Annotated in this window: 24 protein-coding genes, 3 pseudogenes and 1 riboswitch; of the genes and pseudogenes, 5 read left to right on the forward strand and 22 right to left on the reverse strand. The window is 41.6% G+C overall.

Annotated elements, in window-relative coordinates; genetic code table 11:
• From DP73_RS20060 to DP73_RS20090, 6 genes and pseudogenes are all read right to left on the reverse strand, one after another.
• A partial coding sequence (locus tag DP73_RS20060; protein ID WP_131428573.1) for a hypothetical protein occupies nt 1-327 on the reverse strand: 327 nt, incomplete at its 3' end.
• A gap of 907 nt (nt 328-1,234) precedes the next feature.
• The gene (locus tag DP73_RS20065) at nt 1,235-2,206 is read right to left on the reverse strand and encodes a dihydrodipicolinate synthase family protein (protein ID WP_128751448.1); all 972 of its coding nucleotides are present in this window, start codon (nt 2,204-2,206) and stop codon (nt 1,235-1,237) included.
• 1,267 nt (nt 2,207-3,473) lie between these two features.
• A pseudogene (locus DP73_RS23620) lies at nt 3,474-4,014 on the reverse strand (hypothetical protein).
• A 300-nt stretch (nt 4,015-4,314) separates the two neighbouring features.
• Nucleotides 4,315-4,572: a phosphopantetheine-binding protein gene (locus DP73_RS20080; RefSeq protein ID WP_034602064.1), complete on the reverse strand. Its 258-nt coding sequence runs from the start codon at nt 4,570-4,572 to the stop codon at nt 4,315-4,317.
• A gap of 122 nt (nt 4,573-4,694) precedes the next feature.
• Nucleotides 4,695-5,468, reverse strand: coding sequence for a hypothetical protein (locus DP73_RS20085; RefSeq protein ID WP_034602066.1), 774 nt, complete (start codon nt 5,466-5,468; stop codon nt 4,695-4,697).
• A gap of 1,243 nt (nt 5,469-6,711) precedes the next feature.
• Nucleotides 6,712-7,080, reverse strand: a complete 369-nt coding sequence (locus DP73_RS20090; RefSeq protein WP_034602068.1) for a VOC family protein — start codon at nt 7,078-7,080, stop codon at nt 6,712-6,714.
• 100 nt (nt 7,081-7,180) lie between these two features.
• Between DP73_RS20090 and DP73_RS20095 the strand changes: the two genes are divergently transcribed.
• Nucleotides 7,181-7,594, forward strand: a complete 414-nt coding sequence (locus tag DP73_RS20095; RefSeq protein WP_034602085.1) for an MBL fold metallo-hydrolase — start codon at nt 7,181-7,183, stop codon at nt 7,592-7,594.
• A 172-nt stretch (nt 7,595-7,766) separates the two neighbouring features.
• On the opposite strand, the gene DP73_RS20100 is transcribed toward DP73_RS20095, so the two are convergent.
• On the reverse strand, nt 7,767-8,249 hold the full coding sequence (locus tag DP73_RS20100; protein WP_034602070.1) for a GNAT family N-acetyltransferase: 483 nt from the start codon (nt 8,247-8,249) through the stop codon (nt 7,767-7,769).
• Nucleotides 8,250-8,548: 299 nt separating this feature from the next.
• A pseudogene (locus DP73_RS20105) lies at nt 8,549-9,010 on the reverse strand (3,4-dihydroxy-2-butanone-4-phosphate synthase); the annotation flags it as partial.
• A 121-nt stretch (nt 9,011-9,131) separates the two neighbouring features.
• Nucleotides 9,132-9,278, reverse strand: a riboswitch (FMN riboswitch).
• 251 nt (nt 9,279-9,529) lie between these two features.
• On the opposite strand from DP73_RS20105, the gene DP73_RS24290 reads away from it, so the two are divergent.
• Nucleotides 9,530-10,729 carry a PAS domain S-box protein gene (locus DP73_RS24290; RefSeq protein WP_205623420.1) on the forward strand — a complete coding sequence of 400 codons (1,200 nt, stop codon included), beginning with the start codon at nt 9,530-9,532 and terminating at the stop codon, nt 10,727-10,729.
• A gap of 66 nt (nt 10,730-10,795) precedes the next feature.
• Here DP73_RS24290 and DP73_RS20115 read toward each other — a convergent pair whose 3' ends face one another.
• The 11 genes and pseudogenes from DP73_RS20115 to DP73_RS20155 all read right to left on the reverse strand — a co-directional run bounded on the left by DP73_RS20115 (nt 10,796) and on the right by DP73_RS20155 (nt 22,804).
• The gene (locus DP73_RS20115; protein WP_034602071.1) at nt 10,796-11,239 is read right to left on the reverse strand and encodes a PTS transporter subunit EIIC; all 444 of its coding nucleotides are present in this window, start codon (nt 11,237-11,239) and stop codon (nt 10,796-10,798) included.
• A 165-nt stretch (nt 11,240-11,404) separates the two neighbouring features.
• The gene (locus DP73_RS20120) at nt 11,405-13,339 is read right to left on the reverse strand and encodes a DNA mismatch repair protein MutS (RefSeq protein ID WP_034602072.1); all 1,935 of its coding nucleotides are present in this window, start codon (nt 13,337-13,339) and stop codon (nt 11,405-11,407) included.
• A 535-nt stretch (nt 13,340-13,874) separates the two neighbouring features.
• Nucleotides 13,875-15,617 carry a sigma-70 family RNA polymerase sigma factor gene (locus tag DP73_RS20125; protein ID WP_034602073.1) on the reverse strand — a complete coding sequence of 581 codons (1,743 nt, stop codon included), beginning with the start codon at nt 15,615-15,617 and terminating at the stop codon, nt 13,875-13,877.
• 326 nt (nt 15,618-15,943) lie between these two features.
• Nucleotides 15,944-16,501: a hypothetical protein gene (locus DP73_RS24080; RefSeq protein WP_242865808.1), complete on the reverse strand. Its 558-nt coding sequence runs from the start codon at nt 16,499-16,501 to the stop codon at nt 15,944-15,946.
• A gap of 45 nt (nt 16,502-16,546) precedes the next feature.
• Nucleotides 16,547-17,548: a hypothetical protein gene (locus DP73_RS24085; protein WP_242865809.1), complete on the reverse strand. Its 1,002-nt coding sequence runs from the start codon at nt 17,546-17,548 to the stop codon at nt 16,547-16,549.
• Nucleotides 17,549-17,874: 326 nt separating this feature from the next.
• Nucleotides 17,875-17,982 (reverse strand): annotated as a pseudogene (locus tag DP73_RS24090) (Vitamin B12 dependent methionine synthase activation subunit); the annotation flags it as partial.
• 199 nt (nt 17,983-18,181) lie between these two features.
• Nucleotides 18,182-18,562, reverse strand: a complete 381-nt coding sequence (locus DP73_RS20135; RefSeq protein WP_034602074.1) for a hypothetical protein — start codon at nt 18,560-18,562, stop codon at nt 18,182-18,184.
• 815 nt (nt 18,563-19,377) lie between these two features.
• Nucleotides 19,378-19,908, reverse strand: a complete 531-nt coding sequence (locus tag DP73_RS20140; protein ID WP_034602075.1) for an RDD family protein — start codon at nt 19,906-19,908, stop codon at nt 19,378-19,380.
• 17 nt (nt 19,909-19,925) lie between these two features.
• Entirely contained in the window at nt 19,926-20,786 is an 861-nt protein-coding gene (sppA, locus tag DP73_RS20145) for a signal peptide peptidase SppA (RefSeq protein ID WP_242865810.1), read from the reverse strand.
• On the reverse strand, nt 20,725-21,363 hold the full coding sequence (locus DP73_RS20150) for a DUF4194 domain-containing protein (RefSeq protein WP_034602076.1): 639 nt from the start codon (nt 21,361-21,363) through the stop codon (nt 20,725-20,727). The genes sppA and DP73_RS20150 overlap by 62 nt, the downstream gene beginning before the upstream one ends.
• The gene (locus DP73_RS20155) at nt 21,344-22,804 is read right to left on the reverse strand and encodes a Wadjet anti-phage system protein JetA family protein (RefSeq protein WP_242865811.1); all 1,461 of its coding nucleotides are present in this window, start codon (nt 22,802-22,804) and stop codon (nt 21,344-21,346) included. The genes DP73_RS20150 and DP73_RS20155 overlap by 20 nt, the downstream gene beginning before the upstream one ends.
• A 633-nt stretch (nt 22,805-23,437) precedes the next feature.
• Here DP73_RS20155 and DP73_RS20160 point away from each other — a divergent pair.
• The 3 genes from DP73_RS20160 to DP73_RS20170 all read left to right on the forward strand — a co-directional run bounded on the left by DP73_RS20160 (nt 23,438) and on the right by DP73_RS20170 (nt 24,323).
• The gene (locus DP73_RS20160; protein WP_034602078.1) at nt 23,438-23,662 is read left to right on the forward strand and encodes a DUF3102 domain-containing protein; all 225 of its coding nucleotides are present in this window, start codon (nt 23,438-23,440) and stop codon (nt 23,660-23,662) included.
• A 161-nt stretch (nt 23,663-23,823) separates the two neighbouring features.
• Nucleotides 23,824-24,048: a DUF1659 domain-containing protein gene (locus DP73_RS20165; RefSeq protein ID WP_034602080.1), complete on the forward strand. Its 225-nt coding sequence runs from the start codon at nt 23,824-23,826 to the stop codon at nt 24,046-24,048.
• A 35-nt stretch (nt 24,049-24,083) separates the two neighbouring features.
• Nucleotides 24,084-24,323 carry a DUF2922 domain-containing protein gene (locus DP73_RS20170; protein WP_034602082.1) on the forward strand — a complete coding sequence of 80 codons (240 nt, stop codon included), beginning with the start codon at nt 24,084-24,086 and terminating at the stop codon, nt 24,321-24,323.
• Between the two features lie 191 nt (nt 24,324-24,514).
• Here the strand turns inward: DP73_RS20170 and DP73_RS23625 are convergent, their stop codons facing one another.
• The 3 genes from DP73_RS23625 to DP73_RS24100 all read right to left on the reverse strand — a co-directional run bounded on the left by DP73_RS23625 (nt 24,515) and on the right by DP73_RS24100 (nt 25,282).
• Nucleotides 24,515-24,679, reverse strand: a complete 165-nt coding sequence (locus tag DP73_RS23625; RefSeq protein ID WP_165574441.1) for a hypothetical protein — start codon at nt 24,677-24,679, stop codon at nt 24,515-24,517.
• A gap of 186 nt (nt 24,680-24,865) precedes the next feature.
• Nucleotides 24,866-25,036: a Wadjet anti-phage system protein JetA family protein gene (locus tag DP73_RS24095; protein ID WP_165574442.1), complete on the reverse strand. Its 171-nt coding sequence runs from the start codon at nt 25,034-25,036 to the stop codon at nt 24,866-24,868.
• 36 nt (nt 25,037-25,072) lie between these two features.
• Nucleotides 25,073-25,282, reverse strand: coding sequence for a hypothetical protein (locus tag DP73_RS24100; RefSeq protein WP_034602084.1), 210 nt, complete (start codon nt 25,280-25,282; stop codon nt 25,073-25,075).
• Nucleotides 25,283-25,886 lie beyond the last annotated feature (604 nt).

Genomic DNA, 25,886 nt, shown 5'->3' on the forward strand with positions numbered 1-25,886 from the left:
CGCACTTACGTGAAATACAGCCGGTAATAATTCCCCGGCGATTTTATACATATTGGGAATCATGAGAAGCAGCCCCTGAGATGCTGTATAGGTGGTCGTTAAAGCTCCCCCTTGAAGGGAACCGTGAACGGCTCCGGCTGCACCCCCCTCCGATTGCATTTCAGTAACCCGGACAGGCTGACCAAAAATATTTTTCTTTCCTAACGCGGACCACTCGTCGACCATCTCTGCCATGTTCGACGACGGGGTGATCGGGTAAATTGCCGCTACCTCAGTAAAAGCGTACGAAACATATGCTGCAGCGGTATTTCCGTCCATTGTTTTCATCTTACGTTTTTTTGACACCAATATAACTCTCCTCTCTCATTTAATTCTGTGGATCCGTGCAGTTTGTATTTCAATATGCACATTCTTTATTCCAGAAAAGGAATTCCAAGCCTGAACTATTTCTCTTAATAATACATGGTTTTTGGTATTATTAATTCCTTTTTACAGATATACAATTCTACTTAATTACCCAAAATCCTTCTTCATATTTATAAAAATATACTATTTATTTTAAATATTTTAATTGGTATATTCCACTTTATATGTATTTTAGTGTATATTATCTTTGCAAATCATAACAGTTAGGCTATAATCTGAGGATATTTAGTATTGAATAGTGTTGTGACGCCATCTGAGTATGGATATAACTATTCCCTCTAAAAGCATTTAAGGTGTTTGTCTAAATTAATAATTTATTCTTTTGGAATTGTGTATTCCAATATCTATTATATTGGCACATTGAAATCATTAGTACTCAAGGAGTAAATATACTCCAATCCATTTAGATATATATGTATCTACTTTTTTAAGTCATATGTTTTGTAGTTCTTATAGTTGAATCTGAATATTTAAACTCCAATGACAAAAGCATCCAACGACGATAATCGGTAGTGTCAACTATCGATTATCGTCGTTGGATGCACATGCTACAAAGAAACATTTTTGAAGCGAAGGATTCACCTACCGCTACCGAATTAGGATCATAGATCTCCCTCTTCCTCTGGAATTAGGGTAAACTAATGAGCTGCAAGTTGATTATCTCCTTGCAGCTCATAGCCCAATGGCGTTTAGTTCCCAAGATTTAGGGAGAAAACTCGTTCAACTAAAGTCGAACATCGAGTCTTCGGTGGGGGAGTATACCTCCACCAAAGCAGAGTACGGGGTCCCACACTATTCCATTAACATATTACTTATTAATAACATATTGTTTGAATTCTTCAGTGCTAACTAACTTCTCAAGATCAACTTTATAGTTATTACCGAAAAGTTCTTCCATGATTTCGTCGATACTTGATCGTACTAACTTCAAATTATTTTTCTCTGCATCTGACAGCACAGCTCTTTGGATTCCCATAGAAAACCCCCGTGCTTCCATAGCTACTTTAAAGGCAATGGGGAATGGTACCGTATTCATGGCACGTAACAACTTTAGGAAAGAATACTGCAGTTGATTGGCTTTGTTATAGTCCTTCTCTTTATAAGCACGGTAAATGCCAACGATCACTTCTGGAATAATCCCAGCACAAGCTGTCATAGATCCTTTTGCACCTGCCATAAGGGCAGGGAAAAAGGTTTCTTCTCTTCCTACAAGAAAATTAAACTTATCCAGTGTACCTAACAAGCGAACTTTATCCATAAAGTTAACATTATCAGACATACTTCCGCTACTGTCTTTCATCCCTACGATATTTTCCAGTCTGCTTAGACGTCCAACTACGTCATACGAAATAGGTGCGGTAAACATTGGAATGTTATATAAAATGATCGGAATGTCAACAGCTTCAGCGATCGCCTCATAATGCCGCTCAATCATTTCTTGGCTAACTGGTAAATACCAAGGGGTCGTAATAACGACCGCTTCACATCCTAATCTTTTAGCCTCTTTGGAAAGTTCAATCGACCCTCTAGCATAAGTATCAGCAGCACCTGGGGTAACCGGCACACGTCCTTTCGCTTGATCCACAACGATCTCTACTATCCTAACTTTTTCATCAAAACTTAATCGAACAAATTCACCTACCGTACTATTTGGGAAAAGACCATCAACTCCTTGTTGAATCGCAAATTCAGCTGTTCTTCGTAAAGAAAGTTCATCAATCTCTCCATTTTCGTCAAATGGAGTTAACATCGCTACATAAACACCTTCGGGTTTAAACAATCTAGTCACAACCTTTCAATTTAATTCTAAAGTCGATTAAATATAGCAGTTAGTTCTTCTACATAAATTATAAAATTCCTTCTAAATTAATTTCTATCCTTCATCCTTAAGAGCCTTCATAATACATATTGAAGTTTCGCACCCAAATGAAAATGGCTTAGAATCCTATCAAATAAAGAATAAAAGATAAGAAAAAACAATGTTTCGCTGTTTAGCAAGGCGATTTGATGCCTTCTGAATGGCACTTCCTTGTGGGCAACGCCCCTTACGTCTACCGTCAAAACGAACTAAGAGAAGTTTATTGGGGTTATTGTCAGAGGTGCCTATTCTCTTTAACTTCCTCAACGACAGCTTGCACAACGAACGCTACTTAATATCATAGAAGTAAGATATCAGAAATGTAATCGCAGTAAGCTTTCTTCGCTTGTCCGCCTATTTCCTTAAGAACACGCTCATCACAGGACATCTCCATATCTGCTGGTATTTATCATATGAACTAAACTTTCTAGTTTCCTTTAAAATATTGGATAAACCATTAATTGCATATAATGGCACATTCATTAACCATCCTTCATGTCTGTAATCCGACATCGATGTGCGGATCGCATACTTCGGCTGATACTTTTGACAGAAACTTTTTAGGCTTTTAGCCTGGAGGTTTTCTGCGGATTTAACCTCAAGAGGCACAATATTCATTTCACTTTGGAATATGAAATCGATTTCTGCACTAGCCCACAAAGCTTGCGCGAGGAAGCGCAGCCACGGGTTAACCTCAGGTATTACCCGGAGGTTTGGCGAAGCTCCCGTGCAAGCGAGTGGGCGAGCCTCGGAATGCTGAGTGACACGAAGACACTGTCTTCGCACGAATTAGCTTTCTTGCAGGATGTGGGCGAAGCTGCCCGAGCCCGACCGGAGTGACCCGTTTTCATCCTCTGCTGGTGCACGAAGCAGCATGGCATTGCTATTCTGAAAATTGTAAGAGCCTTTAAAGGCGTACTTGGTAACATTTAGTGAGCTCTTCCTAACGTGCGTCAGAAGTGGCGACCACGCGGCCGCCGTATTTTTGCCTCCACCTAAACTTGAGCTAGAAAAAGAATGAAAACTCCAGAACAATATGAAGAGAGCCTACGTCAACTCAAACTTAAGGAGTGCGTGCTCTTGAAATTGCGTCTCACCAATTAATGTTAGGCAAAACATCAGCTGGGTCCGTAGGGCAGCCTTCCTCGAGCATATAAATCTGATCGGCGCCCTTGGTCACCTATTCTTATTACCCGCGGGGGTAATTTGAAATTGGCATAGCAGCCAATAATGATTTCATTTTTCCAACTGTGTCCGTACCAGGTAAAGGAGTATGTACAATTAACTTTAAGCCAGAATTATCAGAAACATCAAAATTACTGACTTCAAAATCTAATAATCCCGCAATGGGGTGGTTCAATTGCTTGGATTTTTCACTATTACTTTCAATTTTATGTAAAGGCCACCAAAAATTAAATTCAGCACTTTGCATGAAATTCCCAGTCAACAAATAATTGTTTATAACTATTATCTGTGAACATCGCCCAAACAATATTTCGTTGGCGAAGATTCATTTTGCTAAGATCACCAAGAACCAAGCATGCTGATTCATTCCAGGCAATGACGTTCCACCGCAGATCCGTTACCAGAGATGGAAAGAGTACTAGGCTATCCAGAACATATTGAAGTATGGGACTTATAGTCCCCTGGTGTTCCGGTATATCCGCCGGAAGCGGCTGGTTTGCCAAAAGGTGAATATGGATGCGTTCTTGTTTATCAAGTTGTAACACTGTGAACAGGCTTTCTATGACCTGTGTAGAAATGAATAGGCCGTCCCTGCTCAAGCCATGTATACCAAGTCATACTTACACCGGCTAACTGTGCTACTTCAAAGAAGCTGCAATGCGACTGAATAATCTGTATAGAGAGCGAAAGGAACCGGTCTTCTTTCTTTAAATTGCAAAAAGCTTGAGAAGCTTAATACACGCTTGTCCTAAAGAAACTGTAATAAACCAGACAGATCCCGTGTTGGCACAATTTTTCTGATGAACTTTAGCCGTCAATCAAACTTGGAACGACAGGTTATGCGATCACACCGAATTTATAATCGATTGGTAATCGGACAAACCTCTAGCTTTCAGTATTTCTACAATATCATTGACGGTAACCACATTTGCAAACTCGTCATCAGTAATGGTTATCTCGAATTCATCCTCCAGATCTCCAATAATCATCGACATATCTAACGAATCCACAAATAAGTCTTCCCGCAAACGGCTCTCCAGGGTTATCTTTCTCTTCTTCTTTTGTAAAATATGATTTAAAGTGAATAGTACTCTGTCTTCCATTTTCACACACCTTCCCTAATCGCTTATGTTGGCTGAGTAAAAATTCTAATTCGCCTTTAAAACCAAATAGACTATGGTATGATTTTTGTTAATTCAGAGTTGATTTATCTGCCTTCTAAAAATCATCTGCAGCTCCTCTTTCTTGTACCCACATAAATCAAGGATACTATAGGTCGTAGTATCGGATGATTGAGACTTCCGGCTAAGCTGTCCGTCCAATCTAAAAGGCCATCACCCAGGACAAGTTCGACCTGCTCAGACTCACGTTCCAGGCGGGAATAAAGGTCATAAAGTTTCGTAAAGATGGCCATTGCTTGACGGGCCGGGCGTTCCTTATGAACCCAGGCCTGGAGTTTCGGAGACCATTCGTTAAGAAGTCTAGGACGTTCGGGGTTGTCCTCGAAATGTATGGCTATTATTTTCTCTGGCTCGAGGAGAGTTTTCTTGGTCTGAATTATGTGCTCACTAGTTTGCCAATCCGCTGTTAGCCAAGGAATAAGCTCAGCCGGCGGAGCTGGTTTGTTATTACTACCCTCAGCGTTCTCTGAGCCTTTCGTTTCCAGCCACTTTTCCCATTTTTCTGTCCACTCCGTATATAGTCTCTCACGAATTGGATCTTCGTCAAATCGAATTGTTTTGGCAGCGATTTTCTCTTGCTTTTGGGGGATAACTTTGATAGCCCCATTAACCTCTTGCCACCCCTTCTCTAGCCAGGAAAGTAATCGCACCGGTGGAGCGGGAGGGTCGGAAAGTTCAGGGCGACCTACCTTTAAGATATAGTCGTCAGCCGGACTTTCATCGTCTATGGCATTACCCGCTATATTCCCACGACGGATTGATGGATGCTCAGGCAGATCTTTAAACCACAGTAACCACGGTTGAGCATTAATATCCATGGGTACGGGGTTTTTAAGTTGGTCAAGGCCTGGAGATAGCGGAATACTTGGAGAAGAAGTCTTTTATCATGTTCAAGATTCTCAGCATTGTTCAAAAAATACATCACCCAACAAATAGATTTGACTCAGAATATGAGCCATAGTTTTTATCTACTCAAAAATACCTTATGACAAATACAAATCATTAACACTTATTTAATTTGTCATAAGGTATTTTTCGACAAGATATGGGGTAATCCTTTTTCGATTGTCTACAAGATAATGGTAAAAAAATCAGTAAGCGACGATATTAGCTCCTCAGGGACTTGCTTCACAATAGGATTAAGGACCACTGTTTCAACCATAAACTGGTCAGATAATGGTCATATCATCGCCCCTTCAAGTTCATACCACCATGTATAATAACCACAAAGCTAAAATCATAACACTGTCTTGACGGAACTATAAAACCAATTATGCGTTTATTGTCCAACTACAAGCTCCAGATAAATTTTCGGAGCGTCTGATCATCTAATTTCAATGACATATGGTTGAAGAGAAAGAGATACATCTCCAATACTAATTTTGTTTTCAACCGCATGGATTATCATCCAGTTGGAACATCTTCTTGCTATCATTAAGGACTTAAAGACAACCTAAGAAAAGCAGGCAAAACAAAAAGACTGACGTGTTGCAAGCACGCCAGCCCAGCCGATTGTCTAACCAAAGGGTTAGACAGAATTAGAAGTTATAAGAAATAACCGCAATCCTACAGTGGCGGTTATTTAGTCTATATGAATTTAACTCCAGTAAAAGGTCTTCAATTTTATTAAAAGCAGCTATTTTGCGTACCGCCTCTCTTTCAATTTACAGATCTATATATATGGTAGCATAACTAGTTAAATATTACCAGTTTAATCTCTGCGCGCCTTTAATCACCCATCACTAACTTTAAAAACTATACACTGGCGGCAATCAGCCTATAAATCTGATTAACGAAGAATTGCCATAAACATGGCCATATATCCGGCAAACCGTTCTCTCCCGGACCATTTTTGCACATTATCCCACGGATCACTTAGGGGTTCGCCTATTTCACGCTGCCGTATCTTAAGTCAATTCTTTTGCTTGAATTCCCGGAGAATTTCCGTATCATATACAACACAACTACCAAAATAACCACGACCTTCAGGTCGTGGTTATCGGCTCATCTCACAATACATAAGCATACTACAGGTGATACTAAAGTAAATGTGACTTACTTTCAGAGTGCAGGTATAATCTCTACCCAGTAATTATCTGGATCATTGATAAAATAGATACCCATCTCCTTGTTTTCAAAACAGATACAACCCATTTTCTTATGATGTTCATAAGCTGCTTCAAAATCATCGACTCTAAAAGCAATATGAAATTCGTTGTCGCCTAAGTTATAGGCTTCAGTTCTCTCCTTCAGCCAAGTAAGCTCCAAACTATGTGGAGTAGTACCGTCTCCAAGATAGACAAGGATAAATTCTCCATCTCCCTGTACATGTCTTTTTACTTCTACTAACCCTAAGGCTTCCTTATAGAACTTAAGACTTTTTTCAAGGTCAAAAACATTGATATTGTTATGGTCAAATAGAAATTTCATATACAATCCCCCCGCTCTCGTTTTCATCTTCGCTTATTTTCTTAATGAAGGCTAACCACATTTTTTAAGAACTTATAATATTTTATACGAGGTGATAACAATGGTAAATCCCATTAGAATTAAATATCTATACCACAGCGGTTTCTTAGTAGAAACGAATAAAAATTTGCTTATATTTGATTATTATCAAGGCATTGTCGACAGTTTAGTCAAAGAAAGTTCTAAAAATATCTTTATCTTTTCCTCTCATAGTCATCCTGATCATTATAATCCAGTAATCCTAGAATGGCAAAAAGATAAGCCAAATATTCAATATATCTTTAGCTATGAGATTAATGTTCCACAAACGCTTAAAAACATTAATCACTTATTTCCCGATGAAAAGCTTGAGATAGGTGACTTAAAAATTAAGGCCTATGATTCGACAGATATAGGCGTATCTTTTCTCGTCCAAGTCGAGGGAATCCGACTCTTTCATGCTGGGGATTTAAACTGGTGGTACTGGTCTGGTTGAAATGCTTGAATTTGCAACAACTGCAGCGATTGCTTTTGTCACATTGGCTTGCTGACTGTTCTTATGTTCGCCAAAGCCAACCTTACAGGTTTCCGCCTGGTTCTCTATCTCCTCAGAAGATAGATATTATTTGATCCAAGGCTCGCAAGCTTTGTTATTGTACCTTCATGATTCAAAAATAGCTGGGCATTTCATCGATTGAACAATTTAAAAGTTCATTCCAGTTAACATCATTACAATATACCATGCAGACGCTTTTTTCATATCTTTGAAATTTTGAAGGCAATTGTTTAAAGTTAAATCTCTTATAGAAATCAGGGTTTATATCTGAAAACAAAAAAATGAAGGAGTCTTCTTTTTCTTTTTGCAGGCAGTTTTTCAGCAACTCGGTGGCATAACCTTTGCCAGCGTGAATGTTTGGTGTTAATACAGACCCAATACCATATGCTTTTTTCCCAACGATATCTTTAAGTTTTAACATTATCAGAGAGCAGACAACTTTGTTATCCACATCTATGACATACCTTGTACCGTACTCATCTTCCTTGGCATTATCGCTGCAATATTGTTCAAAGGTCCTGTTTTTGCTCCATTCCTTGTACCCATCACTGAAGATCAAATTTATCTCCTGGGGCAGTGCCTGTCTGAAAATCATCTTAATCGTCTCCCTTTCCCACAGTTTTCCTGCCGCTGCGCGGCAGACTATCAAAATCGTCTTTACAACTTCCATACTATTCTGGAAGTATTAGGATACTACCAGAATAGTATGGAAGTTGTAATTTTGGCATCTATAAAGCTTTTTGACAGTGAGTATGCCATCGCCATACTCACCTGTGCTTCCGGCAAAGTGAAAGAAGAAAAATGCCAATAACCCGTTATTGGTTTATTGGCATTTGGTAATCATCTAAAAATATATTTTATCCGCTTATCTCTGTTCTCTCGCCTTGCAATAGCTGTATGACCGGGCCGCTCCAGAACTCCCAATGGCTTAGCCTTTAATGGAAACATATGTCCCGGCCGACGAAGATCCTCCGGACGCGCTTGATCGGCAATCGCCGCTTTCACGGTCGTGACCCAGTCAGCAGCCGACACACCCATGGTAACCCCCACGGCAGCTTCGATAGAAACTGTAAAGGGAGTTTGGTAACTGCTTGTGTTGTTTTCCACCATCATGGGTAATCCTAACTCTTGAACCTTTCCCTCAGGCAGGCATAGACAAACGATTCCACTGCCTTCGCGAATTAACAGAGCCATTTGTTCGTTGGTCAAGTGCTGGGCTGCGAAAAAAATATCTCCTTCGTTTTCTCTTTGTTCGTCATCAGTGACCAAGACTCCTCGACCACGCCGTAATGAGTCAAGCGCCTTTTCTACTCTCTCAAATGAGGTACCGAAACGAGTTAATAAGGTCTGATTCAAAGTAAAAGCCTCCTAAATTTTAGTCGACTTACTCGAATCAGGGCATAAAGACAGACAGCAAGCAAAAATTAAAAGACTTCACTGCAGTAAACCCGCAGTGAATTAAATTTATGCCAGACTCCCTTATCCTCTTTCATCCGGACTATACCGTCGGCACTGGCCTTGCACCAGTTCTGCTGACCTCTTCGGCAAGAAGAGCGCTCGCGGGCTCCCTAGAAACAACTAGGATACCGCCGGTTGGGAATCTCACCCCGCCCTGAGAATAAGTCATTTACCTACAAGTATACTCTTAGTCGGTGGTTTGTCCAGCTTTTACTGCTCTGGGGGCGAAAAACTTCCAGCTTCCTTTCGCATTACTTTTTGTCTAAACGTCTTATAAGGCCACCGGTTAAGACCGATTCGGGAGAACTTATTAAATTTTTTGAAAAATTAAAATATATTAATATAAATAAAGGATAATCGGACATTACTAAAGAATTCAAGGTTAAGATGTTATTTCCATGGATGGTGATTTTTGTAATGGGTGAGAAAATTGACGAGGAATTAAGAAAGTACCATTTTCATCTGGAAGAATTGGTTCAAGAACGCACGTCTGAATTGAGATTTTCCAACGAGCAGCTTAAAAAAGATATTTCTGAACGAAAGCAGGCTGAAGTAACTTTAAGGAAACATCGCAGTCTGTTGCAAGAGCAACTTACTTTCGCCAGTGCGTTAAATCGTATGGCAGAAACAATTATTACCAAAGACGATACCAATAATATCTTGCAAACCATGACCGAAATTATTGGTTCTACAATGTGCGTTGATCGTGCTTTTATCTATGATATAGATTTTGTCAAACACCTAGGAATAGGTCTACACGAGTGGCTTAACCCCAACACACCCAATGCAGTAACCACTTTAGGTACTTTTAGTTTAGATTATTTTAAAAATGCCAGCTCATATATGATAAAGCATCGAAAATGGATAGAAAGTCATATTGACAATTACAGTCCTTATGCTTTTGACGGTTCGGGAGACCTCCTGCACATAGGGATGAAGGTTAAAAGCGGCCTCTGGTATCCCTTTTGTTTTCGCCAGCATGGTTTTTATTGCTTAATTTTTAGCCAAGTTGACTTCCGCCGTATCTGGCGGAAAGAGGAACTGGAATTTATTGCTTCCGTGGCACAGTTAGTAGAAATTGCAATTCAAAAGATCGATTTACTAACCCAACAAAAACGTGCCGAAGAGGCATTGCGGTTATCAGAAGAACGTTTTAATATAGCCTTTCAGCATTGTCCAGCTTCAATGTCAATCTCTTCTCTTAAAAGTGGGGTATACATTGACGTCAATGAGTGCTGTGTAAAAATGCATGGATACTCGAGGGAGGAGTTCATTGGAAGATCAGCACTGGACTTGAATTTATGGGTAGATATGGATGACCACGCGAGGTTTCTCCAAGATATTCAAGAAAACGGATTTGTTCACAGTTATGAAATGAGATGCTTTAAGAAATCAGGTGAGATGTTTGAAGCCTTTCTTTCTGGAGCAGTCATCGAACTAAATGGAGAACAATGTCTGTTACTGATAAAGGCTGACATAACTGAGCTTAGGCAATATCGCAGAGAATTATTCCGTCTTGAAAGATTAAACCTGATTGGTCAAATGGCTGCAGGCATAGCCCATGAAATCAGGAATCCAATGACCACAGTAAAAGGATTCCTACAGCTGCTGAGCTGAAAAAAGGAATACGAGCACAATGCAAATTATTTTAGCCTTATGATTAGTGAACTGAACAGGGCAAATTCAAGTAGAGAGAACTGTAACAATAATGGACAAGAATATACCTGATACTCCAGCATTGGATGTATGTATTCCCGAGTTTCCTGTGTTAAGAATAGTTAGCAGAGAGATAAGAGCGACAAGGGAGGTTATGATGGGATTAACCCTGTCTTTAGACATTAGAGGATCAACTACAGCAAGAGAATAAGATATTGTGACAGAAAGGGCCAGCCCCATCAATCCGAATGTCAAATTCCAAACACTTTGGCCAAAGGTTTTCCAATCAGGTCCAAACAGCGACGTCATTAGATCCTGATACTGAACAAGGGGAAAATTATTAATAACTAGAGCTACAGACCCGGCAATAATTAATGGGATGATTAGTATTAACCCTTTGTTAATTGAATTTATAATAAGATTTTCTGAAATTGCCGTTGATAAATCCAAGGCTCGTTGGCTAAACTTCATGGAAACCACACCTTAAACTTTTATGAAACTCTTTGATAACTATGAAAAAGTGATTCTTATTAACATAAATTACTAGAATTCAACATTTTTTTTGAAAGTCCTTCCCTGATCTTTACCTAATTTTAAAAGCCGCTGCAATTTCTGCAGCGGCTCTTGTCTTTAAGGTTAATCCTCCTCATATTCCAGCACTACATCATGCCCTTTTTCTAACTGGTGTCTGGCCTTGCGGATTGCTACCGTATCGAAAATAATCGAAAAATCATAATCCTCCGGATAAAGTTCGCTGGCGGGAAGGAAAAGCTTAAGCCGCTTGTGATTAATCAGCTGCTTCTTATCTTTTATCTGCACACCAAGCTCGCCTTTTTCATTGGTCCTCTTATAAATAATGCCCAGGGATTTTTGAGGGTATACTCTAACACAGTCGCCTATATTAAAGCTTTCGCTCCGTGAGGGTAACTTTTCCTTCGGAATTTCCTTTTGAATTTTGCTCTTGGTAACATTATCTATACTAATGTTATCCCCATCAAACAGAATAGTTGGGATATCACTCGACCCAGAGGATCTGCCGCCATAGGCTTCCATTTGGGCTCGTTTCAGCATATGCCCCGGAAAACCTAATCTTTGGGCAATGTATAAGGCACAGCTTTCTCCGGCCTCACCTATTTGCAGCTTGTATAAAGGCTGTAAGTTTTCGCGATCAAACTCCATCCGGGCATTTATAAGTCCCTTTGTGGTCTTGGCAAAATCCTTGATTTCCGGGTAATGGGTAGTGGCCACAAAAAGACAGCCTCTCTGATTTAATTCAGCTAAAATTGCAATTGCCAGTCCCATTCCTTCAGCAGGGTCTGTACCGGAGCCTAATTCATCAAGCAAAACCAGACTTTCCCTTGATATCTCTTTTAGAATAGCTACAATAGTTTGGATATGGGAGGAAAAAGTAGAAAGGTTTTCGGAAAGACTTTGCCCATCACCGATATCGCAGAAAATGCTATTATGCATACAAAACACGCTCCCTGGGGACACAGGAACATGAAGACCACTTTGGGCCATCATTGACAGTAAGCCAATGGTTTTTAAGGCAACGGTTTTACCCCCTGTATTTGGCCCGGTAATCACAACACCGTTTATAGCGTCATCACCCAGTCCCCCTCGGATTTCAAAATCAAGAGGAACACATAAGTCTGGCTTCAATAAAGGGTGTCTTCCCTGCTTTATAATGATTTTTCGCTCCGTTGTAATGGACACAGGAACTGCTTTCATCTCAAGAGACAGCTTGGCCTTGGCAAATATAAAGTCCAAGGTTTCCATGCAGTCCTTGTTTATTCGCAACTCATTAATATGCTCTTCAACAAGTACGGTAAGGGTGTATAATATTTTTCTGATCTCATTATCTTCATCAATTTGTAAAATAGCCAGCTCCTCCTGCAGCTTTCTCACGACTGTTGGCTCAATAAAACAAGTGCCGCCCGTGCTTGAGATATCAACGACTGTTCCGCTTAACTGATTTTTATAGCCCTTTTTAACCGGTAAGACAAACCGACCATTACGGATGGTAACGTAACCATCTGTGAACCATTCCTTTTTGCTGCGAAGTATATCATCAAGCTTTATTTTTACGGCAGATTTTGTGTTCTCAATTTTTCTACGGATATCACGAAGAACTGAAGAGGCACCATCGTCAACGGCCTCATTTCTGATACAGCGTTCAATTTCCTCAAATAGACGATCCAGCGGACTGAAAGAATGACCATAAAACCCTATAGCCGTATTGAAGGATTCAGCCTTGTTAAGATATTTCTTCATTCTTTTGCATGAAGAAATAAAACCACAGATACTTGTGAGCTGTTCAGGGGTCAACATAGATCCTTTAACTGTTAGGTCCAATATTTTATCCAGCTCTTTCATTGAGGCTAGAGGCGGCGTGCCTATACCTTCTAAAATTTTGCGTGCCTCTGTTGTTTCCTGCATTTTAGATTTGCACTCTCGCTCATTTAAAAATGGCTTTAGTGAGAGCAACTTTTCCATTGCCTTTTCGGAAAGGGCGTGTTGGGCTAAAGATTCAAGTATGATGTTAAATTCCAGTGTATTATTTGCGTTCATCAAAAATCCTCCTTGATAACAATGAAAATGCCCACAAGAGAGATTACCTTATTTTCAGGATCATTTAATTCCCAAAAATATGCAGAATACTCCTGTGGGCTATGATTTTACTTGACGTATAAAATCACATAACGCTATTGAGAAAAATAAATAGAGTGCAACAGGACATGCCTGTTACACTCTACAAAACTATTCGATAATAATCGCCATAGTTTCAATGTCAGCTTTGTTGACCTTATTGACAAAGGGTGACACTGCTATAACTCAAATGGTTATTGTAGGAAGTAATCTGTAAGGCGTTATCCAAAAACGCAACCCTTGCGTTTTTAGAAAGGTACACTTAAAAAGCAGGTTTAAAACCTACGTTTCACAAAGTAACCTCTCTCAACTGTTTAGTTGAAAATCACCATTACAGACACATTTAACAAAAAAACCATCCTCTCGTTTTTAGGTATACTCTATCTTATTACATTTCTGAGGAAAATGTCAATAATAACCTGTGCTGTTTGAAAGAACACTCCACCCCTTGGATTCGTTAACGTCTCGGGCCGGCGTCTGCCTGCATCAATTTTCCGGGGATTTTGAGCAATTCATCCTTTTCGAGCTGCCCGCCGCAGGTATAATAGTAAGCATTGTCCTGCCAATCGAGCATATATTTCACACCTGCCAATTCGATCTCGATGAGTCCTCCCGTTGCTTTCCTGCAGTTAAACTCAAATTCTGCGGGTGACCTACTGGCATTTGGGGGCATATTGGTATGGGGCACCGGCCCTTGGGTAACAATCAACAAAGGGTTCTGCTCACCGAGGACGTAATACATACTGAGCAGAGCTCCCTTACCCTCTTCTACTTCAACCCATTGGTGTTTGATCTTATAATTCTGACTGGCCAAAACATAGGGGGCTTGATGTAAACGTTCAGCTGCCTCAGTCAGAGTTATATCCTGGGGAAGATAGAAGACCTGGCTGTTTTCTTCCTCAATAGTTACCCCTTCAGGAAGATCCAGTTCAAACAGGGAATCAGCCAATCCCTGATTGAGGCGAAGCTCCCTCACTTCCCGGCGGTTTACCAGCTCTCCTTTGACATTATAATATTCCGTTCGCATTGGCATCCAGGTTTCTTTGTCCATCCAGTGATGAGTATTCATTTCCCCCAGCCCGAGAACTTGTTCACTGAATTGTACATGAAGAACCGGCCGGCCTTGCAGGTATTCCGTACCTAAAATCCGGCTGGATTTATTCTCGGCCATGGCCTTGAGGCTGTCCGGGAAATTAAAGTTGCCACGTTCTCTGTATTCCTGGCTTAAGATGAGTTTTCTGACTTGGCGCTTATCGGCAAGCCAAGTCAGCATAACTCCGTCTTTCATAATGACCGTTATAGGCCCGGTGGCACCACTGTCCCCTTCTGTCCGGTAGCAATCAGGCTTCTTGAACCAGATATGGGAGGTCATGGTGGTCGGTTTTCCCTGCTCAAAGAAAGTAGCATCCACGATTTCCTCGTAATCCTCTGTTTTCTCTATCACCGCCTGCACCTTATCCTTAATCTCTGCTACGGAAAGGGTTATTTTTCCGGTTAATGAATGCAAGAAGGTCAAAAAGTCCTTCTGCTTTTTCATCTCCTTTTGCCAGGAAGGGTTTTGGGACAGTTCTTGTTCAAAAGCCTTTCTGGCCGCTGCCTCCATGGTTCCTTCCAAATAGTCATAAATTCGATCCTTTATATCTGATGACTCCAGCGTCATGTCTACTCGCTCCTTCGGCTTTTTTCTATACTGTTTCAGGGTCTCCTGCAGACGGGCCCGGGCCCGAAATAACCGCGACTTGACCGTTCCCAGGGGAAGATTGTATTCTTCCGCTGCTTCCTGTAAATTCAATCCTCTTAGATCAATATCAAGAAGGATTTGCTGTTGTTCCAGAGGAAGCCTTTTAATCTCCTGCCTCATTTCCAACTTCAGCGCGACAGCCTCCTCGACAGGCAGTTCCCCAGTGTTCAGCAGTTCCGGTGTTATCCCCGGCATTACCCTGCTGCTGAAACGCAGCAACAGGTATACTTCGTTGGTTAATATCCGCCGCCACCAACCGCTAAAAGCAACCTCATCTTTTAAGCCCGACAAGTTATTAAAAACCTTAAGCATCGTGTTTTGGACGGCGTCCTGGACCAGATCTTTATCTCTCAGCAGGCTGAAAGCTTGTTTTGAAGCCTGGGGATAAATTTCCCGGATTAATACTTCCCAAGCGTCAAGGTCACCTTGCCGAGCCCTCCCAATCAGATCGTTTTTCACGCTTTGATTCTCACCTCAACAATTTCAATTCGAAATGCATTTCAGTACTTAGGATTCATCATGGGGTTAAAAAGTTCCACTGGTAATTAAATAATCTTGAGCCTAAGAATAAAGAAGGAAAAAACGACCTTGTTATTATTCTGGTATCCGGTGTAATTACATATATAGTGATGCATCTTTTTAGCAACGCACCTAAAATGGATTAGATAGTCCAGGCCAGTTCTCTCTTTAAATATTTGAATAAGCACAAGCAAACCCGTTCATACGGATCGTTTGCTTGTGCTTTCAAGTGGAAGTGGTTTCCCTGACTCATCTAAATTTGATTACTAAAGCAGTTTCACGATACTATTGACTGTTTCTTTTTCTTCTACATATTTTACACTGATCGTATCGCCGATTTTTAGGAAGGGTAATCTTTCTGATTGCGAGATATTTGCAGTAAAGACATCCTCCTGCCCTTCTAACAAGATATAGTAATAAGTATTTCCTTCGATAACGAGATTTTGAATATCTGTAATCTTCGCTATTACTTCAAACTGTTCTTTGAGTTCTGAAACTTTTTCGGTAGTGGCTGTACCCTTATTCGTAAACATTTGAAAAGTTTCTTCTACAGTGACACCTATAATTACCTTTTGATAATCCTCAGCATCTACTAATGCATACATCTTAATAAGCCCTGCGTTATCTTTTAAAGACATGAAATAAGTTGGCTTGCCGTTGATATTTAAAAGCAGAGGAAACGTCGAGGCGTATCCTTTCTCTTGTACTGCACCTTGAGCGCTTTCCATAGCGGAATATTCTTCGGCTGACGGTATACTGTAAAATGTCATATCTTTTGTTCGCAGATTGACTAGGATAAACCCAATATTTGATTCATCACGCACTACAGAGGTTATTCCTGTATACAAATAAACATCATCATTAATGGCTTAGTTGTATCCATCTGTTGAAGCAAGCACACCTCGTTGTCCAACGATTGAATTCCAAAAACCGCCTTGATATTTACCATTGTAATTAACTTGTTCTAGCACAAGCTCAGACTCAAAGACTGTATCCACCCAGGTTGGAACCTCTTCTATACCTATTTTTTGATGCTCTCCTGTTGAAGCATTTAACATAATCACTTCTTTTACATCAGTACCGCCGAAAAGACCAATTTTATTTTCAAGCACTGCTACAATCCAATATGGTGTACCTTCTTCATCAACTTCAAAGCTAAAGTTCCCGAAAATATCGCTCAAATAATTTAATCTTAAGTATCGTTCTACATTTCTTCCAAATCGTTCGCTTTCTGAATACATGATAGCCTGTTTCGGTTTTTCCAGAGTTACTTTTCCGTTAATCATATCCACCATTATATAATTTGGAAGTCCGGCTTGCTTATTATTGAGCCATTTAAAGAACCCGGCATATTCCAAGGGGGATACTCTAACCGGCTTTCCCTGGTAATTGATTTGCGTATAATCCGAAGCAACACTAAACTGGGAGACCAATTCAACAATCTCACCCATTTTTCTGTCTCCCAGTCTTTGGGCGGTATCTCTATCAACGGTTGGGACTTGATTAAAGGCTATTTCTGCAACATCTTCTGCAAAATTCCCTTCCTGCTTATCAATTAAAGCTGCGTATCGGTGAGCATGGAATAATGGCAAAGAGTAAATTGCCATTATTCCGACGGCTGCTATTATAAGGATTGACGCCCTGAGGAGATAAGACCATACTTGCGGCTCCTTCTTTAAGGTAATCTTTTTTCCGTTAACTGCTACTTGGGGCAAAAGAAATAATCCGGCACCCAAAAGAAGCATTATGCAAAAGTATGCCCAAAAACCCACTGATTGGATGTTAATAGGCACAATCAGAAAATAATATGAGATTAAGATAAGTACAACCCAAATAATCGCTGTAATGATGGTTCCCTTTGCATTTTTCATAGTATTTGTTCCTTTCCTTTGTCTACTCAGTCTTTATGGTGTGGCTGACCGTCCCTAGACAACCTATTGAAACAATTATAGCACAATTTTCCAGACCAAAAGAGACTACTCATAATTGTAGTGAACTCGTTCAGCTCCACTGGAATTATAGGATTTTCTCTTCAAAACAGCTCGATGTGGAGCAATACCGTCTTAAATACAGGCTCAACTCTGCGGAAAATCAGGGACAAAAACAAAACCCACTAGCTAACACCATAGTATCTAGTGGGCTTTCATTTCTATATGGCCTGACTGAGAGGCGAGTTGTCTTCAAATGGCGAAATCACTAGTTGCAGACCAATACGTTCGCCCTGCAGGTAATGAAAAATAACCTGCATATCCTCCAAGCCTTTCCAGTAAGAGTGCCCCGGGCCTATAGGAAAGGTTGTTTTCAGAAACGGGAGTCTTACCAATTTTGAGACAGAATCAATCATAACCTTAAGGTGCTGTTGTCAAATGCAATGGCACTGAGCGTTAAGGAAAAGTTACAAGTAAAGAACTTACGTGGACGAAATACGAAAGGCGGCATACTGGGCCGGAACAGCTTATAGTAGTGATGAGAACCTTGTAATGAGGTCGGAGCAAAGAAATGGTTTACTGTTCACTTTCTATCCTATAAGCTAAATGGGAAAGAACTTCCATGCCATCTATTTGTCGAATAATTGTTTCAAAATCAGCTTCCTCATTGAAATTCTCAGGTTGGTGTTTCATTAATATATCGCGACACTTATCAACTGTGTCTAAACACCACTTCAGAAACATTTCAGGAGAATCAACACCGGGGAACCGACCCTCCTCATCAGTGTACACGTAATTACAGTTTCCTTCAGTTTGGATGTTGTACAACGGACCAGCAAGATAATCCCTTAGCCCATCTAAATCCCACCATATGTCATTAAATCTCTCCGTCTTTAAAATAGGTCTGCTAAAAAATATATAAGCTAATAATTTCTTAAACAATTGCAGATCATTCATTTTAAAGTGTCATTCCTTTCGCTGTGTACAAGACACAAAATTGAATGAAAATAGAATCTTGTTAAGCTCTAAGGTTAGATTTTCTTGAATAAGCACATACACTACAGAACATCAGGAGGTCAGTATGAAGGCCATTAACTGTCCTTATATCGCCGGTCCCCCTACCCCTGCAGCACGAAATAAGAATAGCCGGAAGATAATAGGTTATAGTACATAAATAATGTTGTTTTAGGGATTAATAGCTCTTTACACACTTCTTGTAAGGCACCTATTCAGAAAAAAATACCCTACTGAGGGGGGCCAGTTGCATTACCAGGATGCCATAGCTCTCTGTTGCGGGAACATACGCTTAGGAAAGCGGCAAGGATTCTCATTTTGAGAGCCCTTTTTTCTCGGGATATAATTTCCCTATTTGCATATAATCCACCTCTCGCCTCTAAGAGCCTATTTATAAGAATACAATAGTTGTGTTTGGTTATATGAATAAATACTTGAATCAAGTATATATGACAACTCAAGTATTTTCATAGACGTGAAATCTAATATGAGGTGGTCAGCTAACATGGCAATTATTACTTTTCTTATTATTGGCTGGATCTTAAATTTATTCAAATTCGAACAATTGTTTATTCAAGGTGCTTACTATGAATATTTCTTACATCGCTGAGACAACGTTCTTGTATACCCAGCAGTAAACTTTCCATTGGGATAGATTAAGCTGTTTTGCTTGGTAAGGTCATCATAATAGTTAAAACCACCCCCTAAGTGGGTGGTTTTGATTAAAATCAATTGAGGCATAACTCAATTCAAATCGACTATTTTGCTGCTGCTTGGTGAGCCGGGATCTGAACCAATCTACCCAGCTTATTAGCACCAGCATAAACCACGTAGGTATCGCCTAGGATATCCGACAATCCCTGCTTCCGGGGATGAAACGCACAAACCAGATAACCCAGGTAGGAACCCAGCAACTGGGCCAGTATTCTTCCGGCAACTTCCCGCATGATGACAGAAAACCAGCTGAGAGGATGTCCGTCCTTCCTTACGACTTTAATTCCCATGATCATTTTTCCCAGCGTTTGTCCAAAATACATAGTCATCAAAACAAAATATAGGCTTCCCCAGATACCGGGGAAGAGTGAATTGATGAGAATAAATGATTTGACTGTTGTTGTTTCCAGGCCTGACGGCCATACAAGACTGAAAAATATCTGACTGCTCATCGCAATGACCAACAGATCAAGAATAAAGGCAAAAAATCTGGTCCAAAATCCCACGACTCTCAGAGTTATAACGTTTCCACTTTCCATTAACTGATTGCCGCTGTGCTCATTAATGATATCCATTGATTAATCACCATCCTTTAGCGGTATAGGTACATAGCTGTAGGTACCGCACTGTTCTGCAAATCCTCTTTGATCCCCGAAAAGTCAAGTCGCGACGACGGAAGAGACAAGAGTGTATTCAAATTGAACAGATCGTCTTTTTTATATTTAATAACTTTAGGGTTCGTTTCGTTAATCATTTTGGCAGCTTCGGTAATAGCTCCGTCCAAATCCCCTATTTGGTCTATTAAACCCAGTGACTTGGCCTGGGACGCTGTATAAACCCTTCCATCAGCAATACTGATGACTGCCTGACGGTCCATTTTCCTTCCTGTGGCCACGACATCTACAAAATAACCATAATACTCATCAATGATCCCCTGCATGATCTGCATTTCTTCTTGTGTCGTATCACGCATGGGATTCAAGATGTCTTTATTTTTACCGCTTTTGAAAACCAGCTCCTCAATACCCCATTTATCTGCCAGCTGGCTGTAATTATATGTAGACATAATGACGCCGATTGATCCGGTCATCGTAAAGCGATTCGCAAGAATCTTATCCGCCGGCATAGAAATATAGTACCCTCCTGAAGCTGCCATTGAACCCATAGATACAACCAAAGGTTTTTGGTATATCTCTTTTAAGCTCTTTAGTTTCTGATAAATTTGATCACTCTCATACACGCCACCGCCAGGTGAATCCACTGCCAGAATGATTGCTTTTATTTCCGAATTTTTAAAGGCGTCTTCGACTTCCTGTAAAAACACCTGATGATCAAAGGTATTGGCACCGGCTGACAATGCATTGCCCGAGTCTTCAATTGTCCCGTCTACGTTAAGAATAGCAATGGTTTGGCCTAGTCCTTCTTCGAGCCGCAGCTGTTTCATCCACTTCATCGAATAACTCCTCTTCATCGAGTTCTAGGTCATAGGCCTTGATTCGCTCATGGATTCTCTCGATGGAATCCGCATCTAAAGCATAGAGCATGGTGTGAAAAAGCCTGAAACGACAATCATCCAGGTTAACCTCTTCATCCAGGGGCTGGAGAAGCTTATATTGGGTAAAGAGTCTGATCAGTTCCAGGAAACGAGTCTTTCCCGGGAAAGGAAGCCGGAAGGTTTCATATTTAGCCCGGATTTCATACTTCGTGGTGAGAGGAAACTCGGTTAGAATGACCCCTTGACGTTTCTCCTGATAAATTAGGCGCAGCACTAAGAGGGCAATGCTTTCATCCCTGGTCAATCTCAGCCGGTGAGCACCATCCTTGGAGAAAGCGAAGACGCACTCATGCCGGTCATCCAGTTGGAAATCCCAATTTAAGAACTTAAAGAATTCTTCAAGCTGAGGACGGAGTTTTCGGGCTGCCTGATAGCGCTCCCGTTCCAATTCCTTGATTAAGAAGTTCACCTTAAGCAAACGATTGATCAGATCACGTAACTTTTCCCGTTCTTGTTCACTGAGAGTTTCGAACACGGCGCGTGCCTCCCTTCCTTACTTGTACGCGGCGAATCTGACGATCATAGAAGCGGCAGCCTCCGATGTCTAAAATGCGTTTATTTCTCCGATCCAGAATATAGCCCGTCTCCCCATCATAACCGTATAAGTAAACATAGGTTAAATAGAGGAACTCTTCAAGGGTCTGGGGGGCCAATTCCGAGATCCCCATCTCTTCCCTTTGTCCCAAGCGCTCTAACACATAGGATCTCACCTTATCCCGGGAAATGCTGCAGCGCATTTTAGCCAGGGACTTTTCCCGAAGCTCATGTTTAAGACCTTCCGGAATTTCCAGGACTTCATAATCAGCAGGCTGCAGGGGGGCACGTTTTTTACGGGCAGGAAGAAGGGAAGAATCTGAAAGTTGAGAAATGGTCAGAAAATGCTGTCCCTCCGGCCCGAGCATTTTAGCCACTGCCTGATCCTCCTGACGGCCTCGTGCGGACAGCCAATCTAAGATCCCGGCCAGCCGTTGATCCACCCCTTGGGAATGTTGGCTTAAGTAGCGGGCCCGGTCATAAGAGGCACGCAAATATTGATTATGACGCAGGTCAATCCGGTTAAAGACCTCATCCAATTCCCGATAAACTTCTTCTATGGTCAAAAGAGCGGCGCGTAGCTTATATTCCGCGTCTGCACGGGTTGTAAAAAATTCACTGCGCAGCCCATCTTCAATAGCTTCCTGAAAAAAAGCAGAGTCCATTAACCAGGTTTGAACGCAGTCCAAGATCTGATGACGGTAACGGGAGACGTGGTCGGAAGTTTTCAGCCGATGATAACTGCGGTCGACAATTTTGGTTTTATACTCGTCAAAATGATGATCCAAGACTTCCTGGAGGCTGGCTTTAGCCGCCACTTGCTCGGCATGATGCTTCATGTTATTGACCAAAATCGTCAGCTCCCCAATGAACTGTTCCGTCATTTTCTCCGCTTCGATCATCGCGAAAGCAGGCCGCCGTTTGGCTTCCTCACTGGTTAAGAGCTGGTAGGTCACAAAGGCGAAGCGCTGGAACTCAACCGTCCGCTCTTCGCAAAGTTCCTTCAGCACTTGGAGAATCCGGCTTGAATAATGGGGCAGTACGATATACTGCTTGAAGTTATCTCTGGTTTCAACTTCCAACCAGCCGAGGTTTTTCAAACGTCGCAAGATCGTATTCGCCTGGGCACGGAAAAGGTCCATTTCGCTCAAATCAGGCTCACTCAATGCGGACCCACCCGTGTCAATCTGATCTTCCTCAGCATCGAAGGCGTAACCCAACTCCTGCTGAGTCTCAATCAATTCCTGAAAAAGGTCACGCATCAGGTCATATTCGATCCCGAAACGGTTGCTGTTATGTTGTTCATAAAGGAGCAAGAGGGCTTCAGCATAGACTTGTCTGTTTTTTCCCGTGAAAAGCTGGAAGAACCTCTCGGGTATCATTTCAAAGAGTTTCATGGTCTACCTCAAAACTGTAGTTTATCTGTAAAGATTCGCTTCATATATCATCCTACAGAATTCTCCACATTTCTGCCAATTCCCTGCTGTCTCTACTGAACTATTCCAGGTTTCTGCAGTTCTTTCCAGGTCATATCCAGAGTCTTGCCAAAAGAGGCTTCATCTATAGGTGTGCCGGTTGCATAATTTACAATTCATGGGTATAATGTTAAAAAGGACTGACGTGTTGCAAGCACGCCAGCCCGGCAGATTGTCTAACCGCAACGGTTAGCCCGAATTGGAGTTATAAGAAATAACCGCCATCCAGCCGGGGGCGGTTATTTCTTCTTCATGATCATAACAACAAGTGTAGCAAATGCCATCATGAGATACATCGCCTCAACCATTGAGATCATCCTACCACCCCCTTTCTAAAAGGGTGTGGCTAACCGTCCCTCGACAACCTGTTGTAAGTATTATGTCATAATCTTCCAGGCAAAATAATGAAACTTATCCCTGACTTTCACAGGGTTCAGGCCGCCTCATAACACGAGGCGGTCTGTTTGTTCAACACCCAGGCAATTTCTCCTTCAAAGATTACTTCTCTCTGCCCACACGGAAAAGGAGAGTTCCAAGGCAATGCTTACGCATGGGGAATGGGGCCAGTGGCTGAAAGAATCAGTCAGTTACTCCCAAAGCACCGCCACCAGACTCATGCAAATGTATAAGGAGCACGGCCCCAAACTCCTCGACGTTTCCGAAGGAAACAGCAGTTCAAATCATGCAGCGCTGCACAATTTGACTTACACCCAAGCCCTTATGTTACTTTATTCACAGAATATGGGGCCAAGCTTATGCGTGTGACAAACCTCACTTAAACTAGCTTGTCCCTGAATCGGAATGGGGAATCTTACTTATTTTGGGTCGGCGGCAGACTGTAACCTCCGAACAAGCAGGATCATACTATAAACGGACGGGCTTAGTTCAAAGCGGCCAGTCAATAGGTCAGAAAGGATGTGAGGACGATGGCGGTAAGTACGACGTCTTTAAATTCAACACTGATTGTAAAATACCAGACCGGGACCACGCCCACCGGCGGCCCGGAACTCAAGCAGAAAAGCCTGAATGACCTGAAGTCTAACGCCTCCGAACAGGATGTATATGATGTGGCGGCAGCTTTATTCAGTCTGGGACAGAATCCGGTAATAAACGTGCTCCTGAGGAAAAATTTTGAGCTGCTCGATGAGTAATCCTCCGGAAGAATTGCTTGAAGAGAGGTGATACTATGGCCATAACGACGAACAAGGTGGTAAAGTTAACTTTTACGACTGCCGGCGGCAAAACGTTCTCCATCACCATCCCTGATCCGAGGGAAGACCTGGATAAGGCTGAGGCCGAGGCCGTTATGGACACGATCATTCAAAAGAATGTATTCCTTACCTCCAGCGGCGAACTGATCGGAAAGCGGGATATTAAGGTTGTTGGAACCACGACCAACGACCTATATGACCCGCCGTTAGCTTAGGTAGTACCAAAAAATAACGGCGGCCGCATGGCCGCCACTTCTCTCTTGATGATCAAAACTCTTACTCGGCGAAACTTGTCGTTTTGCCGAGGGTCATGGAACCTACGCGGAACGACCAAAAGTGACTGCATAAAAGCCTGTTCCGCCGAATACTCTTCATTGCTTATTAGGCCGGCGGAACGAGAGTATTCTCAAGAATGTTCCGCTGATTCGTTAACTTTTAGAGTACCTCCTTTAACAATCTTAACCCCAGAATTATTATACATCTCTGTTTTATTATCTTCTACAACACCTTCGGCCTCGGGCTGCTCCCATGCGTTACGATTTAATAGTTCTTTATTATGTTCATTATTCATTTAATTACCACCTTTAGTTAAAAGTTTATTCTAGATTTCCCCAATGCAATTATTTTTACTCATATTAATCTCCAGCCCGAAGGGAGTCTCTATTCGACATTGTATGCTGTCCCTGGAAACATATTAAGGACTCGTTCATCTTTTCTTCTAACCTAGCATTGAGGCCTGACCTAATCAGTAAGTTTATCAAATTCCCGAATTATAAATAGGATCAAAACCAAATTGAATCTTCGCACATCGCAGGTTTGCGATATACTGTTTGAAGTTATCTCTGGTTTCCACTTCCAACCAGCCGAGGTTCTTCAAGCGTCGCAAGATCGTATTCGCCTGGGCACGGAAAAGGTCGATTTCGCTCAAATCAGGCTCAACCAAGGCGGACGCACCCGTGTCAATTTAATCTTCCTCAGAATCGAAGGCGTAACCCAACTCCTGCTGAGTCTCAATCAATTCCTGAAAAAGGTCACGCATCAGGTCATATTCGATTCCGAAACGGTTGCTGTTATGTTGTTCATAAAGGAGCAAGAGGGCTTCAGCATAGACTTGTCTGTTTTTTCCCGTGAAAAGCTGGAAAAACCTCTCGGGTATCATTTCAAAAAGTTTCATGGTCTACCTCAAAACTTGTAGTTTATCTGTAAAGATTCGCCTTCATATCATCATCCTACAGAATTCTCCACTTTTCTGCCAATTCCCTGCTGTCTCTACTGATCTATTCCATGTTTCTGCAGTTCTTTCCAGGTCATATCCAGAGTCTTGCCAAAAGAGGCTTCAGCTATATGTGTGCTGGTTGCCTAATTTACAATTCATGGGTATAATATTATAAAAGGACTGACGTGTTGCAAGCACGCCAGCCCGGCAGGTTGTCTAACCGCAACGGTTAGCCCGAATTGGAGTTATAAGAAATAACCGCCATCCGGCAGGGGGCGGTTATTTCTTCTTCATGATCATAACAATGAGCGTAGCAAATGCAATCATAAGATACATCGCCTCAACCATTGAGATCATCCTACCACCCCCTTTCTAAAAGGGTGTGGCCAACCGTCCCTCGACAACCTGTTGCAAGTATTATAGCATAATCTTCCAGACAAAATAATAAAACTTATCCCTGACTATTCACAGGGTTCAGGCCGCCTCATAACACGAGGCGGCCTATTTGTTCAACACCCAAGTAATTTCTCCTTCAAAGGTTACTTCTCCCTGCCCACACGGA

Origin of the sequence: Desulfosporosinus sp. HMP52 (genome assembly GCF_000765145.1) — a bacterium.
In the GTDB taxonomy this organism is placed as follows: Bacteria; Bacillota; Desulfitobacteriia; order Desulfitobacteriales; family Desulfitobacteriaceae; genus Desulfosporosinus.